The following is a 17,844-nucleotide window of genomic DNA, read 5'->3' as shown; positions in this document are numbered from 1 at the left end:
ATGAAGCGATGGATACTTTTCCTTATATTAAGTGTCTTCTTAATAGGTTGTGCTAAAACGAAAATTGTGGATGACATTGACTTAGTTCAAGTTGCGGCATATGATACCGAAGCAGAAGGTAAGCTAAAAGGAACCTTTGCGATTTCAGCTTATAAAGGAGGCGGGGAAGGTGAAACAAAAATCTATTCAGCATCAGGCCAGACTGGTAGAGAAGTTCTTGCAAGAGCATCCGAAAAATCTTCTGGACCTCTAGAGTTGGGGCAATTGCGTGTTATTATATTTAATGAAAAAATAATTGAAAAGGGAATGCAGGAAATTTTAGAGACTTTGAACCGAAATCCTAGTGTAGGAAATGCAATTTATTTAGCAATTACAAATGTAAAAGGGGAATCACTATTAAAGGGGAACTATTCTAAAGAAAAAGAAATTGCTTCCTATCTATCCTCTTTACTGGAGCAAAATATGGACAATGGAACGCAGCCCAAAACAAATTTTTTTATGTTTTTAAACCAACTTAATGATGATGCGAGAGATTCCTATTTACCGATAATATCTAAAAAAGGTAACGTGTTGGAGTTAGATGGAATAGCACTTTTTAAAAGATGTAAAATGGTTGATAAAGTGAACCCTAAAGATTTATTTGTATTTAAATTGTTGACAGATAATTTTAAACAAGGTACATACCAATTCAAACTACCTGGTTCTTCAAATACTCACGCTACGATAGAGAATATAAAAGCTAGAACAAAATATAAGATGGAGGGGAATAGTAAGCATCCATTCGTAAATGCTCATATTCAAGTTAAAGCTGAAATTCAAGAATTTACAAAAACAAAAAATCTAGATAATCCTAAAGAAATAAAAAAATTAGAAAAAATTATGGAAAAAGAAATAGAAAAAAAAGCAACTACATTGATAAAGAGATTTATTAAAAAAGACACAGATCCTATAGGACTTAGAAAGCTTGGTAGAACTCACGTAAGAAAATGGAACAGTCAAGAATGGGAAGAATCCTATAAAGATTTACGTTTTCGTGTAACAGCTGATGTAAAAGTAACCCAATCTGGTGTCACAGAATAAATCAAATAAGATATGGGAAATTTTAATAAAAAATATAGTCTCGCAGGAGATTAGGGAGAAGAGAAACGATTAACAAAGAATTTCATAAACATTAAGATGCTTTGTTAATCGTTTTTATACCTGTAGTTTTATCACTTATAGTAATCATAATTATAATAAAAGAACAACGAAACAAATTCCCGATACCACATAATTATAAGAGGACAATAAAGCATCAAGATATAATGTATGCTTTGTCTGGAAAAAGGAATTAAGTACTTCAAGGTTAAACACTTAACTTTAAAATAGTAAATTCGTTGCTTGTAGCACTTCAACTAGACTGTGTCCCCGAAAGTTAGAAAGGTCGGTTTGTTAAGTAGCCTCTAGGGAATGAGCCTAGTACAATACCGGATTCATTCCCTTTTATTTTTCCTTGATTCTTTCATGATTATAGTACTTGATATACTTTGCTAATTCTTGTTTGAATTCTGTTGTACTTTCAAATTCTCTCGATACAGAAATAGACATACAAAAACGCCATTCTTTCTTATAAATCTACAGAAAGAATGGCGTATTCTTCGAACGTGAGTTCCTTTATTGAAAAGCTTTAGTTCTATATGACAGATAAAAGGGAAAGCAACGCTAAAATAGCGAGAAGTCCTTGTTTCATGATAATTGATTTATTGGATGTGAGACCTCCGAAAATAGCTGCTACCCCACACAAATGATGAAAAATAATTGAATCATATAACCAATGGGATTGTTTCCAAGTATAAGTCCCCAAATGAGGCCAGCTGCTAAGAATCCATTATATAAACCGTTTACAAATTAATTGTCTAAGTATTTCTAAGTTTAAAGAGTGCAGTGTCTTCATTTTTTATTGAATTAACTTTTACATGTTGGTTCAATATTTTCTATTCTCTTGGAACTTAGTTCTCGTTTACTTCTCACAAAAGCAATAAAATCTATTATCTCTTCTGTTGACAGTGCTTCTCCATCTACTAAAAGTGTTGCATCTGGATCGTTTAGGAGTCTTGTAATATCAATTACATCTTTGTTTTGATGTGAATGTTCAATTCGACCTAATATATAATCTACAGATGTATCAAATAAATCGGCTATTTTAGATAAAGATTGTAATGAAGGTAATCTATAACCATTTTCATAACCAGCATAGGTGCTTTTCGCAATCCCAAGTCGATCTGCTGTCTCTTGTAAGGACCATTTTTGATTTTTTCTTAATTTAGATAAACGTTCCAGCATTCGTCTCATACCCCATCTAATTTTATTAAATTAATTATAGCATAGAAAAAGAATCAAGAATAGAAAAAAAGTACGCGTATTGAATACAAAATCTTGATTAATTCAAATTAAGTTCTATAATGATAAATATAAATACGCATTACGCGAACGATATATCGTTGTTTATTTTATGGAGGGGTTGTGTATGAAGAAAATTTTATTACTTGCAACTGGTGGGACAATTGCATCTGTGGAGGGGAATGAGGGGCTTGTTCCAGGATTGTCTGCTGAGGAATTATTGAATTATTTTTCGAAGTCTTCTCGAAACTTAGAAATAGATTGCAAAATCTTAATGAATATTGATAGTACCAATATGCAACCTGAGCACTGGAAAGAAATAGCTAATGCTGTTTTTAATCACTATGATGACTATGACGGGTTTGTGATTACACATGGAACGGATACGTTAGCTTATACATCTTCCGCGTTATCTTATATGCTGCAAGGTTTAAGAAAACCAGTTGTTTTAACAGGTTCACAAGTACCTATTAGTTTTAAAAAGACAGATGCAAAGAAAAATGTAGCTGATGCTCTTAGATTTGCCTGTGAGGATGTTGGCGGTGTGTTTATTGTTTTTGATAGTAGGGTGATTATTGGGACGAGAGCAGTTAAAATGCGAACAAAAAGTTATGATGCATTTGAAAGTGTGAATTATCCATATGTTGCTGAGGTAAATGAAGATGAAGTGAAATATCATTGGAAGCCAACGTCCCCCCATAATGAACTTTCAATAAATACTAATTTATGTACGGATGTTTTTCTTATGAAATTGTATCCAGGTACAAAGCCAGAGATATTTGATTGCTTAAAAGATTTGTATAAAGGAATTATTATTGAAAGTTTTGGAAACGGTGGATTACCTTTTGAAGGAAGGAACTTGCTTTCGAAAATTCAAGAGTTGACTGAAATGGGGATTGCTGTAGTGATTACTACTCAATGCCTGGAAGAAGGAGAAGACATACTTCTCTATGAAGTAGGACGGAAAGTGGCACAACATCAAGTAATATTGTCTGGAGATATGAATACGGAAGCCATCATAGCAAAATTGATGTGGGCGCTTGGGAAAACTAATAAATTAGAAGAGATTAAAAAAATTATTGAAGAGCCTTTAGCCTACGATTTAACAATAAAATCTGATAAGGATTGGTAATGACTTCATATGATTTATTTAGGTTTTACATTTAATATGGGGGAGAAATTAAAATGGCAATGACAAACAAGAACGTGCGAGTGGAGAATGATTTTTTGGGAGGAAAGGAATTACCTATTGAGGCATATTACGGAATTCAGACTTTACGCGCTGTTGAAAATTTCCCGATTACAGGGTATAAAATTCATGAAAGTTTAATTAGAGCGTTCGCAATTGTAAAAAAAGCAGCAGCGCTTGCTAATACAGATGTAGGAAGATTGGAATTGAACAAGGGTGGCGTGATCGCAGAAGCTGCTCAAGAAATTCTTGATGGAAAATGGCACGATCATTTCATCGTCGATCCAATTCAGGGTGGAGCAGGTACTTCAATGAACATGAATGCAAATGAAGTCATTGCCAATCGTGCTCTTGAATTATTAGGAATGGAAAAGGGAGACTATCATTATATTAGTCCAAATAGCCATGTAAATATGGCCCAATCAACAAATGATGCATTCCCAACGGCGATTCATATCGCGACGTTAAATGCATTAGAAGGCTTATTACAAACGATGGGTTATATGCATGATGTATTTGAATTAAAAGCAGAACAGTTTGACCATGTTATTAAAATGGGTCGTACACATTTACAAGATGCGGTGCCAATTCGTCTTGGACAAGAGTTTAAAGCATACTCTCGCGTACTTGAACGTGATATGAAACGAATTCAACAATCGCGTCAACATTTATATGAAGTAAATATGGGGGCAACTGCAGTTGGTACAGGCTTAAATGCAGATCCAGAATATATTGAAGCAGTTGTAAAACATTTAGCTGCAATTAGTGAATTACCGCTTGTTGGTGCAGAAGATTTAGTAGATGCGACGCAAAATACGGATGCTTATACTGAAGTATCTGCAGCGCTTAAAGTATGTATGATGAATATGTCTAAAATTGCGAATGACCTTCGCTTAATGGCATCAGGTCCACGTGTTGGTTTAGCGGAAATTATGTTACCAGCTCGTCAGCCAGGTTCATCTATTATGCCAGGGAAAGTAAACCCTGTTATGCCAGAAGTAATTAATCAAATTGCGTTCCAAGTAATTGGTAATGACCATACAATTTGCCTTGCTTCAGAAGCAGGACAATTAGAATTAAACGTTATGGAACCAGTACTTGTTTTCAACTTACTTCAATCGATTAGCATTATGAATAACGGTTTCCGTGCTTTTACAGATAATTGCTTAAAAGGAATTGAAGCGAATGAAGATCGCTTAAAAGAGTATGTTGAGAAAAGTGTAGGAATTATTACAGCCGTGAACCCTCATATCGGTTATGAAGCAGCAGCTCGCGTTGCGAAAGAAGCAATCGCGACAGGGCAATCTGTTCGAGAACTTTGTGTGAAAAATGGTGTATTGTCACAAGAAGACTTAGAGTTAATTCTAGATCCATTCGAAATGACACACCCAGGGATTGCAGGAGCAATTCTTTTAAAGAAAAATTAAAAGAAGAGGGGGGAACAAGTCCCTCCTCTTTGTTTACAATATAGGGAGATTATAAGTAAGTATACAGTGGCGTTTAATGGTTCATAGAAACAATATTAAGAGGAGCAGAAATATGATCAACACCACTTTTAAATAAAGAGGATTTATTAAAATATCCTATCATGTTAACAACAAATTCACATGAATCTTTATAAAGCATTATGACCAACTATGAATCAATAGTTGGCCATAATGACCTTAAAGATCCATATCTTTTAATCCAGGACTATGCTCATTTGGCATTTCAGGAAGTTCTGGTACAGGAAAACCTTTTGGCGGGTCAGTTACTGCTAATGTTCCTTTGTTTCTACTTGGTGATTCACCTTGGAATATTTCTCCCATTCTTGTTGGATCTAAACTAAAATTAAATTGTGCGTTATGGAATCCCATGTCTACATACTTTCTGCACTCTGGGTATTTATTAATATCATAGTTGGGCACAGGGAAGAGTTTCCCCCATTCAACACCCAATGTCTCTAAAGCTTTTGCGAAAGCATTTTGATGTGCATTATCACGTACAATTAAAAATGCAAGTGTTTCTCTAAAAGTTTGATTGGAACTCATTTCATAAATTCTAGTTTTTTGAAGTACACCTGTAGATTCAAGTACTACGTTATCTAATAAATCGCTAATTAAGTTTCCATGACTATATACCCAAGAGCCATTCCATGGGTTGCCAGCTGCATCAACAGGCAATGAACTTTGAGCACCTACAATAAAGTGGTGAGGATTTGCATGTTTAACCGCTTCATCAAGTGGTGCTGTGTCAATACCAGCATTTCCTGGCGTAGGTTCACCAGATCCAGTTAATAGTTGATTAATTGTATGTTGTACAAGTTCTACATGGCTTATTTCCTCTAAAAAAACACCTCGAAGTAAATCACGATATTGCTTCTCTTTACCTCTAAAATTTGAGCTTTGGAAGAAGTATTGCATCATTGTACGCATTTCGCCATAATGCCCACCTAATATTTCTTGTAAAACTTTTGCAGCAGCTGGGTCTGGTTTATGCGGCTTAATCATATTAATTATTTCTTCTTTATAATAAAACATGAAGGACACCTCTTTTTAAGTTAGTTAACATTGTTATCGTGTCCGCTATTTGGTTAATTAATACTTTAATTCATTTTTTTACCAATTAATTATTACCTCAAAATGCAAAGTTTTTGGAAATAACTATTTTAGATGTGAGATGAAAATGGGGGATAGATACTTAGCATTTAATAAAAAGATAAGATTATGAAATGTAATCCTATCTTTTTATTAAGAATAATGAATTGTAGCTTCAAGGTTTCAGAATGACTTTTATACAGTCATCTTCACGATTATTAAAAATTTGATAACCGTAGCTCGCTTCTTCAAGGGGGATTTTGTGTGTAATAATCTCTTTTGGGTCAAATTCTTTATTTGTTATTTTTTCAAATAGTTCTGGCATAAAATGAATAACAGGTGCTTGTCCCATTTTAAGATTAATATTTCTAACCCAAAATGCCCCGAGTGGGAATGCATTATAATTGCCACCATAAACACCAGTCATTTGAACCGTTCCGTATTTTCTTACGGCTTTCGTAGCAATTTGAATAGGGCCGAGAGTTCCACCTTGTAATTTCAATTTTTGTTCTAGAAATTCTAGTGTTGATTTTTTTCCATCCATGCCTACGCAATCAATGACTACATCGGCGCCGCCATGTGTAATTTCCTTTAAATGTTCTCCCATATCAGGGAACTTTGTAAACTCAAATACCTCAACATTGTTAATCTTTTTTGCATAATGTATCCGATAATCTAAGTAATCCACTGCAATTACACGTTTAGCGCCTTGCATCCAAGCAAATTTTTGTGTCATTAACCCAACAGGTCCACAACCAAGGACGATAACAGTATCACCTGGCTTAACGCCTGCGTTTATTACACTCCAATAGGCTGTAGGTAAAACATCTGATAAAAATAGTAGGGATTCATCTTCAAGCTCGCATGATTCCGGTATAACAAATGGAGTGAAATTTCCAAATGGAACTTTTAAATATTCTGCTTGTCCGCCTGGATGATTACCAAATTTCTCCGTATAACCAAAGTATCCACCAGAATCGTAATGAGGGTTTGAGTTATCACATTGACTTTCCATTTCATGTTGGCAATAGAAACAATGTCCACAAGAAACGTTGAAGGGGATGACAACACGATCGCCTTTTTTCACTTTAGTGACATCTGGCCCGACTTCTTCAACGATTCCCATTGGTTCATGGCCGATAATGTATCCTTGAGGTAAGGGCATGTTACCTTGATATAAATGTAAATCAGAACCGCAAATAGCGGTTGAAGTAATCCTTACAATAATATCATCTTTTTTCTCTAACTTTGCATCATCAACTTGTTTAACTTGTACTTGATTTGGTCCTTGATAGGTTACAGCTTTCATCTCATATCTCCTTTTGGATTATGTCTCAAAACATAATTTTATTTAATCTCTTGGTGAAATAGAAATCTTGCTTTTATTTACTGAAGGGAATTAGGAAGTATACATAGTATTGTTATGAAAGTATGTTATATCAGTTATTCTTTCTTATATGTTTTGCCCTACTTTAAGAAAAAAATCAATTTTTATTCATAAACTAATTTCCATAAAAAGGATAATTATTTTTTCATAATTTGTAACATATTAAAAACATCGGAGGTGAAATAATATGGCAAACAATAATAGTGGAAATCGTAATGAATTGTTAGTTCGAGGCGCTGAACAGGCTCTTGATCAAATGAAATATGAAATTGCACAAGAGTTTGGTGTACAACTTGGTGCAGATACAACAGCTCGTGCAAACGGATCTGTTGGTGGTGAAATTACAAAACGTTTAGTAGCAATGGCTGAACAACAACTTGGTGGTAGAGCTAATCGCTAAGTGAATTGGTATAAAATATAGCAAATATGTAAATCAATTTCTTTTGTGTATTTATAAAAATAAAAAACCTTATATTAAACAGATTCTCACTCAAAGATTATTGATAATCTTCTTTCATAATCTTTGAGTATTTAATTTGTAAACTACTTTCCTAAACAAAAAACACGCAGTGTTGGAAAGGTGTTTTCCATGCATAATAGAAAATCTTTTGCAGGAAAAAGCATACTTAAAAATTTGATTTCAATATTGAAATCAATATTTATTATGATATTTTCGAAAGGTAGGAATTTAAAAATGGGTATATTAAGTGGAAATCCTCAAAATGAACCTTTACATTACGGAGAAGTATTTGACATTTGGAGTTATCTTCTTGCTGCACAGGGTGCAATTGCAAGTCATCAAGTATTTATGAATCATACAGGTGATGAAGATTTGAAGAAGTTTTTAGAAGGCTTAATTGAAAATGATATGAATTCGGAAATAGAAGAATTAAAAGCTCTTTTAAAGATTAATGGCGTAGCATTACCGCCTGCTCCTCCAGAACGACCAGTTGCATCTATCGAAGACATTCCCCCAGGGGCACGTATTAATGATGTTGAAATAGCAGCAGCTGTTTCTACAGGATTAGCAGCTGGACTTGTGACATGTAGTCAAGTGATGGGAAAATGTCTTCGAGAAGATGTAGGGATGCTATTTGGACAATTTCATATGAAAAAAGCGCAAGCAGGTGTAACGTTGCTGCGTTTAAGTAAGAAAAAAGGGTGGGTAGTTCCACCTCCGTTACATGTAAGAAATTCTGATCAAGCTTAATAAACAAAAATAAAAAAGTGGCATTGGCCACTTTTTTATTTTTTAGATGTATCCTCAAGCTTGGATTTATTTATTGTGGAAGAATCTATATATTCATCTGATATTTCCATAGCATATTTATCATGATGAATATGATTGCGATTTTTTAATTCATCGTCGTTACGTAGCACTAGCCTCTTCATATAAATATGGAAGAAAACTTCTGTTCCACCAATAATTAAAGCGGCTATAAATGAAGAAAGTCCAATGTTACGAGTAGCATCTAAATTAGTAAACAAGGATGTTAGTAACCAAGTTCCGAAAAAGCTTAAGCCGAAATCTGCCATTGTAGCAATCATATTTCCGTATTTAGGTAAAATGAAGAGGTCTCCAATTAAATAGGCAGCTCCCGTAAGAAAAAGAGAAATTAGTAATACTCTAGGAATTGAAATGCCTTGAAAGATACTGAGCATGATTAGCAATACTGCAGTTATCGCTGTGTATTTAATTAATAAGGCAACAATATGTTTCATCATTTTCCTCCATTGTTTAAACGTATATGGAATACAATATTTCATTAAAAACGGATTATGCTTTTATATAGCGTAACCCGTTTTAATCACCCCTTAATGGTAAGAAGTACAACCTGGGTAAGAAGCAGGCTTATACTATGGATAGTATTTGCGGAATATCGAGCTTTATTCATAAAGGGTAGTTCCATTCTTATAATAGAGATGTTGCCTAAGTACAGTGTTTTTTCATATTAAACTTAATATTCGTTGGTGTTTTGATTCATTAATATAAAAATAAACAAAGTATTTCCGCATTTAATGCATCTTTTTATCTATATATTTTCCGTAATCAGGTACAGCAATTTTATCAAATTCTTGAACGAGTGTTTTGAGGCTTGTTGATAGCAATTCACCTGACATTGGTATCCCATGTCCAGTAATAGCGACTAGAGGCTTTAATTCTTCTAATTTAATGACTGATTCTTTAGCTGCTTTCCAGTCTGTTGTTAAATAACGAGGGGGTCCGCTTATTTCCTGTTCTTGAGTTATTACTTTATACAGATACTCCTGTTTCACTGTAACAAAAGCGTCCCCAGCAATTAAAGTTCGGTCTTTCTCTCTGAATAATGAAATATGCCCAGGAGTATGCCCTGATGTATGAATCCATCTAAACTCTGGCATATGGGGAACAGTTCCATCGGTAGGTAGTGCTTTTACGCTATTTCCTAAATCAATCGGTTCATTAGGGAACAGGGGAGACATTTTCGCTACCATACCACCTTCAACTGTAGGGTCTGGTTCTGGATAGCTTTGTTGTCCAGTCAAAAACGGTATCTCCATTTGATGGGCATAGACTGGAACATCCCAATATTTAATGAGTTCAATTATTCCTCCAACATGATCAAAATGCCCATGAGTTAAAATAATTGCTTTTGGGCGACTATTGGTACCAAATCGATCTTCAGCGATAGAGATAATTTCATTTGCACATTTAGGCATTCCAGCATCAACTAAAACAAAATCATTGGTCTTAGGATTTCCAACAAAGCATATATTGACGATTTGAATCGTGTAACAAAATAAATCAGGTAATACTTCGAGGCCATGACCACTTTCAATTGAAGTTGCTGGAATAAACTTGTAATCACTTCCATAATTCATTTCCTTGTCCACCTTTTATCCCCCTTAATATGTTTCAATACGACATTATAGTTCCCTAATTTCTCAAATCCATTTTGAGGCATTTGAAAAAAAGAATAGTGGGGGGAGTACAAAAAATTAAGTCCTAGAATTAAGGTGGAGACATATGAATTTATATAATAGTTTCTACAGTTTTTTTGAGAAGGGTGATGGGTTAATAAAAATTAATCTTTATATTTTAATGTGTATTTATATAAAAAATACATAACAGTAACTAATAAAACGCCATTAAATAAGACGATGAATTGTACAGATGCTTTTCGTAATGAAAAAATGTTTAGTTTTGGAGATGGAATTGAAGTGAATGAGAGGTGGAGAAATAAAAATAATTATCTCTTCCTAAGTTAATTATATCATGTAAATCAAGTTCGAAATAGACTGTTTATTCGTATTTACTACTGATACAATCAAGAACACACGTAAAGTAAGGAGAGATGTTACATGAGTTCTTTCGTTCTCGATTTTCAGGAAATAGAAAACACGCAGCTTTTGCTCGTCGGTGGAAAAGGTTTGAATTTAGGGGAGTTAACAAACATTCAAGGTATACAAGTACCCGAAGGTTTTTGTGTTACAACGGTAGGATATGAAAAGGCTATCGAGCAAAATGAAGAGTTTCAAACTTTGTTGCAGCAGCTAACAAAGTTGAAAATGGAAGAGCGTGCTCAAATTGGTGAAATGAGTAAGAAGATTAGAGAAGTCATTATGGCAGTAGAAATCCCTACTGATGTAGTGGAAGCAGTAGCTCATTATCTCTCGCGTTTTGGAAATGAACATGCGTATGCCGTGCGTTCGAGTGCTACGGCTGAAGATTTACCGTATGCTTCATTTGCAGGTCAGCAAGATACGTATTTAAATATTATCGGAGAAGAAGCGATTTTACAGCATGTAAGAAAGTGCTGGGCTTCTTTATTTACAGATCGAGCGGTTATATACCGAATGCAAAACGGTTTTGATCATAATCAAGTTTCTATATGTGTTGTCATTCAAAAAATGGTTTTCCCTGTGGCTTCAGGGATTTTATTTACTGCGGATCCGATTACTTCGAATAGGAAGGTGTTGTCAATCGATGCCAGCTTTGGACTTGGCGAAGCGCTAGTATCTGGATTGGTTTCTGCAGATAATTATAAGGTAAAAGAAGACGAAATCGTCGAAAAGGTCATCGCAACGAAAAAATTAGCCATCTATGGACGAAAAGAAGGCGGAACAGAGAGAAAGAAAATTGCTCCTAATAAGCAAAAAGTTCAAACACTTACTGAACAACAGATTTTACAACTAGCACGCATCGGAAGACAAATCGAAGCTTATTTTGGTTGTCCGCAAGATATTGAATGGTGCTTAGTTGATGATACAATTTATATAGTCCAAAGCAGACCGATTACGACTTTATATCCAATTCCAGAAGTAAATGATGGGGAAAATCACGTGTATATATCAGTTGGTCACCAACAAATGATGACCGATGCGATGAAACCATTAGGTTTATCTTTTTTCTTGTTAACGACTAGTGCCCCTATGCGTAAAGCGGGAGGCAGGTTATTTGTCGATGCTACGCAACAATTAGCTTTACCTGCTAGCAGAGATTACTTAATAAACACTTTAGGAAAATCGGATCCACTCGTAAGAGATGCATTAACGACTATAGTTGAGCGAGATAATTTTATTAAATTATTACCAGATGATGAAAAAGAAAAGAGTGTTGGTAAAGGTGTGCCACCTGCAAGCGCGCAACCAGAAATCGAAAATGATCCAGCAATCGTTACGGAATTAATAAAGAATAGTGAAGCATCACTTGAAGAGTTAAAACAAAATATGCAACTGAAATCAGGAGTGGACGTACTTGATTTTATTTTGGAAGATATTCAGCAATTAAAGAAAGTATTGTTTAACCCGCAAAGTATCGCTGTCATTATGGCTGGTATGAATGCTTCAACATGGATAAATGAAAAGATGGAGCAATGGTTAGGTGAAAAAAATGCAGCAGACACGCTTTCTCAATCCGTACAAAATAATATTACATCTGAAATGGGTTTAGCATTAATGGATGTCGCTGATGTGATTCGGCCGTACAAAGAAGTTATTACGTATTTACAACATGTAGAAGATGATAGCTTTTTAAATGAACTAGTTCAGTTTAAAGGTGGAGAAGAAGCTCGAGATGCTATTCTAACTTTTCTAAATAAATACGGAATGAGATGTAGCGGAGAAATAGATATTACGAAAACGCGCTGGAGTGAAAAGCCAACTACAATTATCCCGATGATTTTAAATAATATAAGAGATTTTGAATATGGTGCGAGTAAGCGGAAATTTGAAGAAGGACTGCAAGAAGCTTTGAAAAAAGAAGAAGAGTTAGTAGATCGATTACAGCACTTATCGGGTGGAAAACAAAAAGTAGAAGAAACGAAGCGAATGATTCGTAATATCCGTAATTTTATCGGCTATCGTGAATATCCAAAATACGGTATGATTAATCGTTATTTCATATATAAGCAAGCGTTACTGAAAGAAGCTGAGCAACTTGTGCAGAGCGGTGTCATTCATGAAGTTGATGATATATACTATTTAACTTTTGAAGAGCTTCACGAAGTTGTTCGCACGAATAAACTAAATTATGAGCTTATTCATAAACAAAAAAATGATTATAAATTATACGAAAAACTAACGCCTCCTCGTATAATGACGTCCGATGGAGAAATCATTACAGGTAAATATAAACGAGAAAACCTCCCAGCTGACGCGATTGTAGGTCTGCCTGTTTCGTCTGGAGTAGTTGAGGGGAGAGCTCGCGTTATTTTAAACATGGAAGAAGCGAATTTAGAAGAGGGTGATATATTAGTTACAGCTTTTACTGATCCGGGCTGGACACCATTGTTTGTGTCTATAAAAGGGTTAGTCACTGAAGTTGGCGGACTTATGACCCACGGAGCAGTAATTGCACGTGAATATGGATTACCGGCAGTTGTTGGAGTAGAGAATGCTACGAAATTAATAAAAGACGGACAACGAATTCGGGTACATGGAACAGAAGGGTATATTGAAGTGTTGTAATGAAATAAAAGAACATCCGCTATTATAGTGGATGTTCTTTTATTATATAGCTGACTTATTTCTTTAAGCCAGCCGCATAAAAAGGTCCATGAACTGCGATTATTGATAATATGAACAATAATGTTCGTACGCAAATATTAGAAGGGTTAAAAGCAAAAGGAGATACTGTAACAACAGATCAAGCTGCGAAATTAGTAACACCTATTGTAAAGAACGTGAAAAATATGAATGAGGTCGGCAAAAATAGTGCGAACGGTAACTCACCAATATCATTGTTCCAGCCGTTATGGATTGCAAGTTTAGCTAGTGCAGCGATTATTTTTATTGCGATTAGTAAAATGCCAGTAAGCTCAAGAAAAGAAAACTTTCTGTTAAAAGTAAACCAAATCGTAACAGGAGCTATTGCGACACTTGTAATTGGATTTGGTCTTACATGGATTGCGGATGGGATGGTAGGGTTAAATATTTCGAACTTCACGGATACAGCTCTATTCTTATCCATTACTTCTTTTAGTTTCTTCTTAATGATATCTGCGGTACTTTCATTGGTTGGGCTAAAAGGAATCGGTTTATTCGCTTTATTACTATTCTTCGGGGCGCCGTTACTATCATTAGCACCTGAGATGTTGTCTCCGTTTTATCAAGACTGGGTTTACTCATGGTTACCAATGAAATTTATGATTGAAGGCCTAAGAGAAATCTTCTTCTTCGGAAAAGGGTTAAGTTGGAATACTCCTGTTACTGTACTCGTTTGGATTGGTATAGTAAGTATGGTTACTATATTAGCAACTGCATTCAAACGTAGTGTAGTAAAAGGGCATAAAACAGAATTGAACGCTTAAAAAAAAGCCGTTTCACTAATTGAAGTGACCCCCGAAAGTTAGACAGGTCGTTTCATTAGGCAGCCTCTAGGGTATGAGCCCGGTATTGTACTGGGCTCATACCCTTTAATTTTGCCTTAATTCTTTTATGATTATAGTATTCTATATACTTTGCTAATTCTTGTTTGAAATGTGTTATACTTTCAAATTCTTTTCGATACAAAAATTCCGATTTCATAATACCGAAGAAATTTTCAATAACGGCATTGTCATAACAGTTTCCTTTGCGAGACATACTTTGAGTTATGCCACAATTCTTAAGAGAATGGCGGTATTGTTTCATTTGATAGTGCCAACCTTGATCAGAGTGAATGAGGAGTTTATCCGGATCGGTTACACAATAAAGGGCTTGGTCCAACATCGTTGAAACAAGGGAATAGGTCGGTCTGGAACTAATTGTATACGTGATAATTTCACCATTAAATAAATCCAACATTGGTGATAGGTATAACTTCTCCCCAAATAACTTAAACTCCGTAATATCTGTAACCCACTTTTCATTTGGTTTTTCAGCTTGGAAGTTGCGATTTAAAATATTTGGCGCAATTTTCCCAACTGTCCCTTTGTAAGAGCGATATTTTTTCATACGAACCAGACATTTTAACCCTAATTCTTTCATAAGGCGATATACTTTTTTATGATTTACTTTGTGTCCACGATTCATAAGTTCATCACGAATACGACGATAACCATAACACCCATCGTGTTCATTATAAATAGCTTGAATCAGTTCTTTTACCTCCGTATTTGGATCAGGACGATTAAAATGTTTCATCCAGTAATAGTACGTACTACGTGGAATGTTTGCGAGTTGAAGTAACTCCTTGATAGGAAATTCATGCCTTAACTCGTAGATTACTTGCGCTTTGTCTTGTTTGGTGATTTTTCTTTGTTTTGAACTAAGGCATTCAACTTTTTTAAATATGCATTTTCCATACGTAAACGCTCATTTTCCGCTTGTAAGGCTTCGATTGATCCTTCATCTACTGGTTTTATTTTTTTATCTTTCATGGTTGGACGCCCCTTTTTCTTTGATTGTAGGGCATCCAATCCTCCTGTTTCATAAGCTATTTTCCATTTCCGAAGTGTTTCATAAGACGGTATATTGAAAAGTGCCGCTGTTTCTCTGATAGATGTCCCGTGTTCATTCATATAATAAAGTACATCTAGTTTATACTGGGCTGGGTAGAATGTATAGCACTTTTCAAAGGCCTTTTCACCTGAAGACTCATATCGTCTAATCCACTCACGAAGTACGCTAGGGTTAACTCCTATAGATTTAGCAATTATTTTTCCACTTTCTGTACCATCTAAATATCGTTTCACCGCTTGGATTTTTTCTTTTGAAGAAAATTTAGCCATAAAAAATGCACCTCCAATTGTTAGACTGTGTCTAACAATTGGGGTGCACTTCAAATTAGTGAAACGGCTTTTTTTGATGAAATCTATAAGCTGAAGAATGAATATTTGCTGATAATAAAGTTTGTTAATTTTTCTGGCTTTTCCTCAATGTAAACACCTAATTGTTGAAAAGTGTTATGTTTAGAATTAAGTCGGGATCTCTAAAGGTCACGTACATTCCAGACAATCTCACCACGTTCGTCATCCCACGTACTGTGATGACGCTTAAATCCTATCTTTTCTAGTACCCGGAGGGAAGCGATATTCCAAGCGCCTACAGTCGACCAAAGTCTTTGGCGTCCAGTAGCAATCGCCGCGTCCAGTACAACAGATGCCGCCTCAGTCGCATAACCTTTACCATGAGCGCTGCGGAACAACTCGTATGCAATCTCCGGCTCTTCAAGTGTGGAACGACCGATAATCAAGCCGCAGTATCCGATGAAATCGCCTTCGTCTCTTCTTCGAATAGTGAGAAGGGAAATGCCATTTTCATCTGCTTTCTTACGCATCTCAATAAGCCGGTTACGAACGGAGTCGAGGGTCGGCATGTCCACACCACGTTCGCCAATTAATTTCCTCATCCAAACTGAATCGGATTCCTCCCACATACTCAGGTCAAGTCGTTCGGTTTTTAGCTGGAACTCCATAGTTTTAAATAAAGATGGCATAGTGGAACCTCCTAATTATGTCACTTAACTCATAATAGCTTCGCACCGCATCATGTTGAACCAATCGTTGATTCGCGAATTTATTTTCCTAACTCCCGCGAGAGTTTATAGCAACAGTATACAATAGTATTATTTTATGCATAAGCAATTCCTTTCCAAAATAGACCCTTTTCTCAAACTTTTCTTTCAATCTAAAGCCGTCCCGTTAAATACACAGGCTCCTACTATTTCTAAATGCATAAAATGTTAAGCGAAAGTATGGGGGGATACGATGTATAATTCAAATTATTATGATTGGTATAGGCAAAATGATAAGTTGATAAGTGATATTGAAAAAGCTATAAATGGAGAGTATAGCGCCATAAGCTGCTATGCAAAATTAGCGAATATGGCTCCAAGTCAAGCAGAGAAAAAACAAATTCTTGAAATTCGTAATGATGAAATAAAACATTTTCATCACTTTGTACAAATTTATACGAATTTAACTGGCAGGCAGCCGAAACCACAGATTACCGAAGACTGTCCGAATACCTACTTACAAGGATTAGAGTTCGCTATACAAGATGAGCAAAAGACAGTAGATTTTTATTTGGAAATTTCAGATGAGACATCGGATGCACATCTGAAAGATTTGTTACGGAGAATAGCTGCGGATGAACAAAATCATGCGGTATGGTTTTTATATTACTTCGTGAAGTCGAAGTGAGCATTAAGAATGAACGGCTAATGTGGTGCATATATTAGAAATTATTTTAAAAGGCAGTGCAACAATTGCATGAAAAACTTAATAAGCATAAAGAAACCGTTTCATAAGTAGTGGGACGGTTTTTTTTCGCGGTGAAATACAAGTTACATAGATATCGACAAAATATGGTAATTTAATTTGGTATATAATGTATGAAATGAAAACGAAAATAAATAAGCTAGGAGCAAATAAATGAAAAGAGGAATTACAGTAGATATTCCAAATGAATATGATAATTTACTTTGGAAAGTGTTAAAGCCAATTGATATTTCTTCATATGATTGGTGGGTAGGGAGTGAGGAGTCATACTTAATAGCACGTGGTGGATTGGATGAGGCATTATTTCCAGAAGGACCAAGTATAGTGGAAGGATCAGATTTGAAAATATTATTTAAAGACAATATATATTATGTTATTTTTGCAGATTTAAAAGCGTATTCAAAAGGAGAGGAAGTAGTAGATATTGAAACATATGAAGCATTTAAAGAGAGTAAGTGTGAATTAGTTTTACTAGTTGCGGATTGTACATACGTCACAATTTACGCTAAAGATCAAAAACAGATTGAATTGATGTATGAAAACGCAAGGAATCAAGGTTATTATGTTGAATACGTTACCGACGAAAATGACGGTAGAACGCGTTTATCAGTATGATAGCGATAGGAAAGG

At 35.2% G+C, this 17,844-nt stretch carries 15 protein-coding genes and 4 pseudogenes; 10 read left to right on the top strand and 9 right to left on the bottom strand.

Features of this window, described 5'->3' with window-relative positions; translation table 11 throughout:
- On the top strand, positions 1-1,080 hold the full coding sequence (locus tag NST27_RS15010) for a Ger(x)C family spore germination protein (RefSeq protein ID WP_000832859.1): 1,080 nt from the start codon (positions 1-3) through the stop codon (positions 1,078-1,080).
- 146 nt (positions 1,081-1,226) lie between these two features.
- A pseudogene (locus NST27_RS15005) lies at positions 1,227-1,357 on the top strand (excinuclease ABC subunit C); the annotation flags it as partial.
- A gap of 125 nt (positions 1,358-1,482) precedes the next feature.
- Here the strand turns inward: NST27_RS15005 and NST27_RS29605 are convergent.
- The 3 genes and pseudogenes from NST27_RS29605 to ansR form a co-directional block, all read right to left on the bottom strand.
- A pseudogene (locus NST27_RS29605) lies at positions 1,483-1,569 on the bottom strand (IS3 family transposase); the annotation flags it as partial.
- Between the two features lie 103 nt (positions 1,570-1,672).
- Positions 1,673-1,878: pseudogene (locus NST27_RS15000) on the bottom strand (DUF1304 domain-containing protein); the annotation flags it as partial.
- A gap of 66 nt (positions 1,879-1,944) precedes the next feature.
- Positions 1,945-2,322: an HTH-type transcriptional regulator AnsR gene (gene ansR, locus NST27_RS14995; protein WP_000893567.1), complete on the bottom strand. Its 378-nt coding sequence runs from the start codon at positions 2,320-2,322 to the stop codon at positions 1,945-1,947.
- 184 nt (positions 2,323-2,506) lie between these two features.
- Between ansR and ansA the strand changes: the two genes are divergently transcribed.
- Entirely contained in the window at positions 2,507-3,511 is a 1,005-nt protein-coding gene (ansA, locus tag NST27_RS14990; RefSeq protein ID WP_000722295.1) for an asparaginase, read from the top strand.
- A 53-nt stretch (positions 3,512-3,564) separates the two neighbouring features.
- The gene (gene aspA / locus NST27_RS14985) at positions 3,565-4,995 is read left to right on the top strand and encodes an aspartate ammonia-lyase (protein ID WP_001251927.1); all 1,431 of its coding nucleotides are present in this window, start codon (positions 3,565-3,567) and stop codon (positions 4,993-4,995) included.
- Positions 4,996-5,232: 237 nt separating this feature from the next.
- Here the strand turns inward: aspA and NST27_RS14980 are convergent, their stop codons facing one another.
- A complete protein-coding gene (locus NST27_RS14980; RefSeq protein ID WP_000500351.1) occupies positions 5,233-6,087 on the bottom strand; it encodes a manganese catalase family protein in 855 nt (284 codons plus the stop codon).
- 232 nt (positions 6,088-6,319) lie between these two features.
- Positions 6,320-7,453 carry a zinc-dependent alcohol dehydrogenase gene (locus tag NST27_RS14975; protein ID WP_000649090.1) on the bottom strand — a complete coding sequence of 378 codons (1,134 nt, stop codon included), beginning with the start codon at positions 7,451-7,453 and terminating at the stop codon, positions 6,320-6,322.
- A gap of 265 nt (positions 7,454-7,718) precedes the next feature.
- Between NST27_RS14975 and sasP the strand changes: the two genes are divergently transcribed.
- Both sasP and NST27_RS14965 read left to right on the top strand, forming a co-directional pair.
- Positions 7,719-7,931 carry a small acid-soluble spore protein, SasP family gene (gene sasP, locus NST27_RS14970; RefSeq protein ID WP_000002832.1) on the top strand — a complete coding sequence of 71 codons (213 nt, stop codon included), beginning with the start codon at positions 7,719-7,721 and terminating at the stop codon, positions 7,929-7,931.
- A 294-nt stretch (positions 7,932-8,225) separates the two neighbouring features.
- Entirely contained in the window at positions 8,226-8,741 is a 516-nt protein-coding gene (locus NST27_RS14965; protein WP_001986359.1) for a DUF3231 family protein, read from the top strand.
- A 35-nt stretch (positions 8,742-8,776) separates the two neighbouring features.
- Here NST27_RS14965 and NST27_RS14960 read toward each other — a convergent pair whose 3' ends face one another.
- Together NST27_RS14960 and NST27_RS14955 are read right to left on the bottom strand one after the other, a co-directional pair.
- Entirely contained in the window at positions 8,777-9,253 is a 477-nt protein-coding gene (locus NST27_RS14960; protein WP_000680670.1) for a YndM family protein, read from the bottom strand.
- Positions 9,254-9,547: 294 nt separating this feature from the next.
- Positions 9,548-10,405 (bottom strand): MBL fold metallo-hydrolase, encoded by an 858-nt coding sequence (locus NST27_RS14955; protein WP_000356903.1) that lies wholly within the window; start codon positions 10,403-10,405, stop codon positions 9,548-9,550.
- Positions 10,406-10,873: 468 nt separating this feature from the next.
- Between NST27_RS14955 and ppsA the strand changes: the two genes are divergently transcribed.
- Together ppsA and NST27_RS14945 are read left to right on the top strand one after the other, a co-directional pair.
- Complete coding sequence (gene ppsA, locus NST27_RS14950) at positions 10,874-13,480, top strand: phosphoenolpyruvate synthase (RefSeq protein ID WP_000094212.1); 2,607 nt, start codon at positions 10,874-10,876, stop codon at positions 13,478-13,480.
- Between the two features lie 95 nt (positions 13,481-13,575).
- A pseudogene (locus tag NST27_RS14945) lies at positions 13,576-14,322 on the top strand (DUF3533 domain-containing protein); the annotation flags it as partial.
- Between the two features lie 55 nt (positions 14,323-14,377).
- On the opposite strand, the gene NST27_RS14940 reads toward NST27_RS14945, so the two are convergent.
- Positions 14,378-15,723, bottom strand: a protein-coding gene (locus NST27_RS14940) for an IS3-like element ISBth10 family transposase (protein ID WP_085962496.1) whose coding sequence is annotated in 2 segments (ribosomal slippage) — positions 14,378-15,282 and positions 15,282-15,723 — 1,347 coding nt in all. Because the reading frame shifts where the segments join, the coding sequence is not laid out codon by codon here.
- Between the two features lie 200 nt (positions 15,724-15,923).
- The gene (locus NST27_RS14935; protein WP_001139531.1) at positions 15,924-16,430 is read right to left on the bottom strand and encodes a GNAT family N-acetyltransferase; all 507 of its coding nucleotides are present in this window, start codon (positions 16,428-16,430) and stop codon (positions 15,924-15,926) included.
- 271 nt (positions 16,431-16,701) lie between these two features.
- Here NST27_RS14935 and NST27_RS14930 point away from each other — a divergent pair, with 271 nt between their 5' ends.
- Together NST27_RS14930 and NST27_RS14925 are read left to right on the top strand one after the other, a co-directional pair.
- Positions 16,702-17,136 carry a ferritin-like domain-containing protein gene (locus NST27_RS14930; RefSeq protein WP_000282836.1) on the top strand — a complete coding sequence of 145 codons (435 nt, stop codon included), beginning with the start codon at positions 16,702-16,704 and terminating at the stop codon, positions 17,134-17,136.
- A 231-nt stretch (positions 17,137-17,367) separates the two neighbouring features.
- Complete coding sequence (locus NST27_RS14925; RefSeq protein WP_000820207.1) at positions 17,368-17,829, top strand: DUF2691 family protein; 462 nt, start codon at positions 17,368-17,370, stop codon at positions 17,827-17,829.
- Positions 17,830-17,844: the final 15 nt, after the last annotated feature.

The organism is Bacillus sp. FSL W8-0770, assembly GCF_038008705.1.
Taxonomy (GTDB): Bacteria; Bacillota; Bacilli; order Bacillales; family Bacillaceae_G; genus Bacillus_A; species Bacillus_A cereus.
This window is presented reverse-complemented; position numbering and strand designations above follow the sequence as displayed.

Excerpts from the sequence above, each read along its gene's own strand:
- NST27_RS15010 (WP_000832859.1), top strand. The coding sequence starts at position 1 with ATGAAGCGATGGATACTTTTCCTTATATTAAGTGTCTTCTTAATAGGT.
- ansR (WP_000893567.1), bottom strand. The coding sequence starts at position 2,322 with ATGCTGGAACGTTTATCTAAATTAAGAAAAAATCAAAAATGGTCCTTA.
- ansA (WP_000722295.1), top strand. The coding sequence starts at position 2,507 with ATGAAGAAAATTTTATTACTTGCAACTGGTGGGACAATTGCATCTGTG.
- aspA (WP_001251927.1), top strand. The coding sequence starts at position 3,565 with ATGGCAATGACAAACAAGAACGTGCGAGTGGAGAATGATTTTTTGGGA.
- NST27_RS14980 (WP_000500351.1), bottom strand. The coding sequence starts at position 6,087 with ATGTTTTATTATAAAGAAGAAATAATTAATATGATTAAGCCGCATAAA.
- NST27_RS14975 (WP_000649090.1), bottom strand. The coding sequence starts at position 7,453 with ATGAAAGCTGTAACCTATCAAGGACCAAATCAAGTACAAGTTAAACAA.
- sasP (WP_000002832.1), top strand. The coding sequence starts at position 7,719 with ATGGCAAACAATAATAGTGGAAATCGTAATGAATTGTTAGTTCGAGGC.
- NST27_RS14965 (WP_001986359.1), top strand. The coding sequence starts at position 8,226 with ATGGGTATATTAAGTGGAAATCCTCAAAATGAACCTTTACATTACGGA.
- NST27_RS14960 (WP_000680670.1), bottom strand. The coding sequence starts at position 9,253 with ATGAAACATATTGTTGCCTTATTAATTAAATACACAGCGATAACTGCA.
- ppsA (WP_000094212.1), top strand. The coding sequence starts at position 10,874 with ATGAGTTCTTTCGTTCTCGATTTTCAGGAAATAGAAAACACGCAGCTT.
- NST27_RS14935 (WP_001139531.1), bottom strand. The coding sequence starts at position 16,430 with ATGCCATCTTTATTTAAAACTATGGAGTTCCAGCTAAAAACCGAACGA.
- NST27_RS14930 (WP_000282836.1), top strand. The coding sequence starts at position 16,702 with ATGTATAATTCAAATTATTATGATTGGTATAGGCAAAATGATAAGTTG.
- NST27_RS14925 (WP_000820207.1), top strand. The coding sequence starts at position 17,368 with ATGAAAAGAGGAATTACAGTAGATATTCCAAATGAATATGATAATTTA.